The organism is Mammaliicoccus sp. G-M28, assembly GCF_022386595.1.
Lineage (GTDB): Bacteria > Bacillota > Bacilli > Staphylococcales > Staphylococcaceae > Mammaliicoccus > Mammaliicoccus fleurettii.
The window spans coordinates 1-6,595 of the sequence record NZ_JAJNIF010000030.1 but is presented as its reverse complement, the minus strand read 5'-3'; the positions used below and the strand labels follow the sequence as shown (position 1 = coordinate 6,595).

Annotated in this window: 4 protein-coding genes; 3 read left to right on the top strand and 1 reads right to left on the bottom strand. The window is 33.6% G+C overall.

Annotation, left to right across the window (positions count from 1 at the left end; genetic code table 11):
- Positions 1-838: 838 nt before the first annotated feature.
- Positions 839-2,008, bottom strand: a complete 1,170-nt coding sequence (locus tag LQ609_RS12505; protein ID WP_208143463.1) for a hydroxymethylglutaryl-CoA synthase — start codon at positions 2,006-2,008, stop codon at positions 839-841.
- A gap of 101 nt (positions 2,009-2,109) precedes the next feature.
- On the opposite strand from LQ609_RS12505, the gene LQ609_RS12500 reads away from it, so the two are divergent.
- The 3 genes from LQ609_RS12500 to brnQ all read left to right on the top strand — a co-directional run bounded on the left by LQ609_RS12500 (position 2,110) and on the right by brnQ (position 6,008).
- Complete coding sequence (locus tag LQ609_RS12500; protein WP_078357491.1) at positions 2,110-3,267, top strand: thiolase family protein; 1,158 nt, start codon at positions 2,110-2,112, stop codon at positions 3,265-3,267.
- Entirely contained in the window at positions 3,267-4,544 is a 1,278-nt protein-coding gene (locus LQ609_RS12495) for a hydroxymethylglutaryl-CoA reductase, degradative (protein WP_239734842.1), read from the top strand. Before LQ609_RS12500 ends, LQ609_RS12495 begins: the two co-directional genes overlap by 1 nt.
- A 108-nt stretch (positions 4,545-4,652) precedes the next feature.
- The gene (gene brnQ / locus LQ609_RS12490) at positions 4,653-6,008 is read left to right on the top strand and encodes a branched-chain amino acid transport system II carrier protein (protein WP_198931331.1); all 1,356 of its coding nucleotides are present in this window, start codon (positions 4,653-4,655) and stop codon (positions 6,006-6,008) included.
- Positions 6,009-6,595: the final 587 nt, after the last annotated feature.

Genomic DNA, 6,595 nt, shown 5'->3' with positions numbered 1-6,595 from the left:
CTGCTTTTAACTTACCCCTTATCAGCGATTTTGCATGGAATTGCTTTTAACGCACCTCTTATCTGCAATTTTGCCTAGAACTGCTTTTAACGTACCTCTTATCTGCAATTTTACTGAGAACTGCTTTTAACTTACCCCTTATCTGCAATTTTGCATGGAATTGCTTTTAACTTACCTCTTATCTGCAATTTTACTGAGAATTGCTTTTAACGCACCTCTTATCTGCAATTTTACTTAGAATTGCTTTTAACGTACCCCTTATCAGCGATTTTGCATGGAATTGCTTTTAACGCACCTCTTATCAGCAATTTTGCCTAGAACTGCTTTTAACTTACTCCTTATCTGCAATTTTGCATGGAATTGCTTTTAACGCACCTCTTATCTGCAATTTTACTGAGAATTGCTTTTAACGCACCTCTTATCTGCAATTTTGCATGGAATTGCTTTTAACAAACCTCTTATCTGCAATTTTACTTAGAACTGCTTTTAACGTACTTCTTATCAGCAATTTTGCCTAGAACTGCTTTTAACGTACCTCTTATCTGCAATTTTACTGAGAATTGCTTTTACTATTCCTCTTATTAGTATAATCTCAGTAAGAATGCGTATAAAAATGAAAATTACAACCGATTTTGTAAGTGCTGACGCCTGAGGGAATAGTATGTGCGAGAGACTAATGGCTCGAGCCATACCCCTAGGCAAGCATGCACGTACAAAATCGTAAGATAAAAAAATAAGCATATCACTGTAAACTTAAAAAAATCAGTTTAGTGATATGCTTATTTATTTCGAGTTAGGATTTATGTCCCAAGCTCATCAAGCACAATCGGCCACTAGTTTATTTCTCTATCTTATATGTTCTGATATGGTCTTCTATACTGTGTAAGTATACTTTTGAATATGGATCTTGTGTCAATTCACGTTCGAAATCAAATTCTTGATTATCAAATCTGTTAAAGAATGTTTCGTATTCTTCGACTGATAATTGCTCTCTAGATTCTAGCATATTTAAGTGTTTCTCTTTATCTAATGCTTTGTCATATCCTTCAACGATTGAACCACTAAAGATTTCTCCTACTGCTCCTGAACCATAACTAAATAGACATACTTTCTCTTCTGGTTGGAATGTGTGGTTCTGTAATAACGAAATTAAACTTAAGTATAATGATCCTGTATAAATGTTACCAACATCTCTATTCCATAATACTGATTCTTGGTAAGCATCCATTAATCTATTTTTGATTGAATCTTCTACGTTTTCGTTTAAAATAGTCTTGAAAGCCTTTTCCCCCATTTTAGTAAATGGTACGTGGAAACAGAATGATTCAAAGTCGTTTACAGTATATCCAGTACGTTTAGAGTATTCATTCCAAACTGTATTAAATGATTCGATATATGCGTCTTTAGATAAAGCGCCATCTACGACAGGATATTTTTCAGAAGTTGGTCTCCAAAAATCGTATACATTATTCGTATATGCTACGCTATCGTCATTTAATTCTAAAATTCTAGGATTATGACTTAGTAATAATGCAACTGCTCCTGCACCTTGTGTAGGTTCGCCACCTGAATTTAATCCGTAACGTGCAATATCTGATGCGATAACAAGAACTTTTTTACCAGGATTGTTGGATAAGAAATCTTTTGCAAGTTGTATTGCTGCAGTAGCAGAGTAACATGCTTCTTTCATTTCTATACAACGCGCGAAAGGTTGAATATTTAATTGATTGTGTATTTCAACAGATGCTGCTTTTGAGTGATCAATTCCCGATTCAGTAGCTACGATTACCATATCGATATCTTTTTTGTCTTGCTCAGATAAAATATCTTGAGCTGCATTAATACCCATTGATATAATATCTTGGCTCACAGGATTAACAGCCATTTTTGTTTGGCCAATACCAATCTTGAATTTATTTGGGTCTACTTCACGAGCTTTTGCCAAATCATCCATGCTAACATAGAAATTTGGGATGTAAAAATCTAATTTATCAATACCTATTGCCATAATAATTTCCTCTCAATATGTTATTTTATAGTTAAATCATATCAAAATAACATATTTAATGACAATTATTAATAAATAAATTTTTTAAGGAGAACATAAACATGAACAAAGTTGTAATAGTTAGTGCTCAAAGAACACCTGTAGGAAAATTCAGAGGAAAGTTGAGTAACTACTCTGCAGTAGAATTAGGGACTGCTGCATTAAAATCTGCAATTAACAAAATTCAACTAGATCCTAATCATATAGAAAACGTTATTTTCGGGAATGTCATTCAAGCAGGCACTGGTCAAAACCCAGCACGTCAAATAGCAGTTAACGCTGGTTTACCTTATTCAACACCAGGTATGACTGTGAATGAAGTTTGCGGTTCAGGTCTTAAATCTATTATTTTAGGTAAACAACTGATCCAACTTGGAGAAGCAAATGTTGTTGCTGTAGGTGGCGTTGAAAGTATGACGAATACACCAGACCTTATTCTTAAAAAAGGTGATTCACCAGTAAAAAGCTTTATGCATGATGGATTAACTGATGTGTTTCATCAAATAGCTATGGGCTTAACTGCTGAAGAAATAGCAACTAAATACGAAGTTACTCGTACACAACAAGATGAATTTGCTATGAACTCTCATTTGAAATCTGACAAAGCAACAAAAGCAGGTAAATTTAACGAAGAGATAGTACCTCTTGAAGATTTAAATGGTGAAACTATGACTTCTGATGAATTAATTAGACCTGAAAGCAATATGGAAGACTTAGCAACTTTAAAAACAATTTTCAAAGAAGATGGCTCTGTTACAGCTGGTAACGCATCTGCTTTAAGTGATGGCGGTTCTGCTTTAATTCTTATGAGCGAAGCATATGCTAAAGAAAATGGTTATACAATTTTAGCTACTTTAGGACAACATGCCGAAATAGGTTGTGATCCATTATACATGGGTTACGCACCTTTTTATGCAGTAGAAGCTTTGTTAAACAAAACTGAAAAAAGTATTGAAGATATTGATTTAGTTGAGATGACAGAAGCTTTTTCAGCACAAAGTATTCCTGTGAAAAAGAATCTCAACATACCAGATGAGAAATTCAACATATACGGTGGCGCGATTGCTTTAGGACATCCACTAGGTTCAACAGGATCTAGACTTGTTACGACACTTACTCATGCGTTGAAGCAAGAAGATAAACATACTGGCATAGCGACTGCTTGTATTGGCGGTGGCCTAGGTATCGCATTAATGATAGAAAAAGGAGCAGGACTTTAATGAAACCTTTAACAAAAGATTTCAGACACTTATCCAGACCAGAAAAAATTAATCAATTAAAAGAACATGGTTGGATTCAAGAACAATCTGAACAAATATTACTAAACAATTCAGAAATAGATAAAGAATTATTAGAGAACTTAATCGAAAATGTAATCGGTCAAGGGACTTTACCAGTTGGCGTATTGCCTGAAATTATTGTGAATGGTAAATCGTATGCTGTTCCAATGATGGTTGAAGAGCCTTCAGTTGTAGCTGCAGCAAGTTATGGCTCTAAATTATTTAACAAGTCCGGTGGTCTAAAAATCATTCAAAGCGACAATATTAAATTAGGTCAAATTGTATTTGATAATGTAACAGACACTACACAATTATCTAAAGACATCCTTGAATTAGAACAAGAAATACACCAAATGGCTGATCAAGTCTATCCATCTATTTTAAAAAGAGGTGGCGGATATCAAAAAATCGAAACTGATGAATTTCCAGAAGAAGGTATGCTGTCATTAAAAGTATATATCGATACTCGTGACGCAATGGGTGCTAATATCATCAATACAATTCTTGAAGGTATTGCACATTATTTAGAAGAACAATTAGACGACACTGATATATTGATGAGTATTTTATCAAATTATTCCACAACTTCAGTTATAAGCATTCAAGGTGAAATCGCTGTATCTGATTTAGAAAAAAGTAATATGAGTGGCGAAGAAGTTGCACATCGTATGGAAAGAGCTTCTGTATTAGCTCATATCGACCCATATAGAGCTGTAACACACAATAAAGGCGTAATGAATGGTATAAGTTCTGTCGTACTCGCTTCAGGTAATGATACAAGAAGTGTTGAAGCTGGTGCGCATGCTTATGCTAGTAAAGATGGTCAGTATAGAAGTTTAACTACTTGGAAATATGATAGAGAAGGACAATGTCTTGTAGGGACAATAGAGCTACCTTTAACGCTTGGTATTATAGGAGGTAGCATTGATCTTTTACCGATGTCTAAAGTTACTTTAGATATATTAAACGTTGAATCAGCACAAGAGTTAGCTCATATTGTAGCAGCAGTCGGTTTAGCACAGAATTTTTCTGCATGTCGTGCACTCGTTTCTGAAGGTATACAACATGGTCATATGAACTTACACTACAAATCTTTAGCGATTAAAATCGGTGCAAAAGGTGTCGAAATAAATCTCATAACTGAAGCGCTTAAAAATATGAACAAACCAAATTTAGAAACCGCTCAAGCATTGCTTTATGAAATGAGAAATAATTAAAGATAGTATATAGATACACTATTTATTTCTTAGCACTTATTGACTTTCCGCTCTTGTAAAATATAAGATAGTGGAAGCGAAAAAAGACTAGGAGAACACACCATTATTATGAAAAACAAACTAAGTTTCAAAGAAAATCTATATATAGGGTCATTATTATTTGGCTTATTTTTCGGTGCAGGAAATTTAATATTTCCAATACATTTAGGTCAAACAGCTGGTGCAAATGTTTTTACAGCTAACTTAGGTTTCTTAATTACTGCGATTGGATTGCCTTTCTTAGGTATTATTGCAATTGGCATTTCTAAGACGAATGGCATATTCGAAATAGCAACAAGAGTAAATACTAAATATGCTTATATTTTTACAATTTTACTTTATTTAGTCATTGGTCCATTTTATGCATTACCAAGACTTGCGACTACATCATTTGAAATTGCTTTTACGCCATTCATTTCAAAATCATCTATCACGTTATATTTATCAATATTTAGTATTCTATTCTTTTTAGTTGCTTGGTTCTTCTCGAAGAAACCATCTAAAATTTTAGAATATATCGGCAAATTTTTAAACCCGATATTTTTAGTATTGTTAGGCGTGCTTATTTTATTAGCTTTCATTAATCCGATTGGTAATATTTCTAGTGCTTCAATTAGTCCTGATTATGAAAACAGCGCATTGTTAAAAGGATTTATAGACGGTTACAATACGTTAGATGCATTAGCAGCACTTGCTTTCGGCATCATTGTTGTTTCAACTATTAAAAAGCTTGGTGTTACAAATCCAAATCACATTGCGAAAGAAACTTTTAAATCAGGTACTATTAGCATCGTGTTAATGGGTGTTATTTACAGTTTGTTAGCATTTATGGGTACAATGAGTTTAGGTCATTTCAAAGCTAGTGAAAACGGTGGTATTGCATTAGCGCAAATTGCTCAATATTACCTAGGTGATTATGGAATAATCCTATTATCATTAATTATTATTGTTGCTTGTTTAAAGACAGCAATTGGCTTAATCACAGCTTTTTCAGAAACATTTACAGACCTATTCCCTAAGCAAAACTACTTAATGTTCGCGACAGTAGTCAGCATTATATCATGTGTATTTGCTAACGTCGGTTTAACAAAAATTATCGAATATTCAACACCAGTATTGATGTTCTTGTATCCATTAGCGATTACAATTATATTGCTAACACTATTTAGTTCATTATTTAATCACTCAACAATCGTTTACCAATTTACAACATATTTCACAATGATTGCTTCATTTGTAGACGGTATAAAAGCTAGCCCAGAATTCATTGCGAATACTAAATTTGCACATGTAGTCATTACATTTGGAGAAAAATGCTTACCATTCTTCACTATCGGTATGGGTTGGGTACTACCAGCTGTAATAGGCTTTATTATAGGGTTCATCGTATACAAATTTAAAAAAGAACGTTATACAGCAGCATAATTAATAACTGTTTTTATAAAATCTTATGATTTTGTTCGTGCATGCTTGCCTAGGGTATGGCTCGAGCCTGTAGTCTCTCACGCATACTTTTCCCTCAGGCGTCAGCACTTTACAAAATCATTACTAATAACTATTTTTATAAAATCTTACGATTTTGTTCGTGCATGCTTGCCTAGGGTATGGCTCGAGCCTGTAGTCTCTCACGCATACTATTCCCTCAGGCGTCAGCACTTTACAAAATCGTACAAATATTCATTTTTATACAAAAATAAGAGCAGAAATTCAATTTTAATAATGAATTTCTGCTCTTTTTAAAGTTCTAGGATATTTATGTCTTAAGCTCTAATTTGTAATCAAATCTACTTTTATAGATACCCTTATCAGCAGTTTTACTTAGAATTGCTTTTAACACTACCCTTATCAGCAATTTTGCCTAGAACTGCTTTTAACACTACTCTTATCAGCAATTTTACCTAGTATTGCTTTTAACACTACCCTTATCAGCAATTTTACCTAGTATTGCTTTTAACACTACCCTTATCAGCAATTTTACCTAGTATTGCTTTTAACACTACCCTTATCAGCAA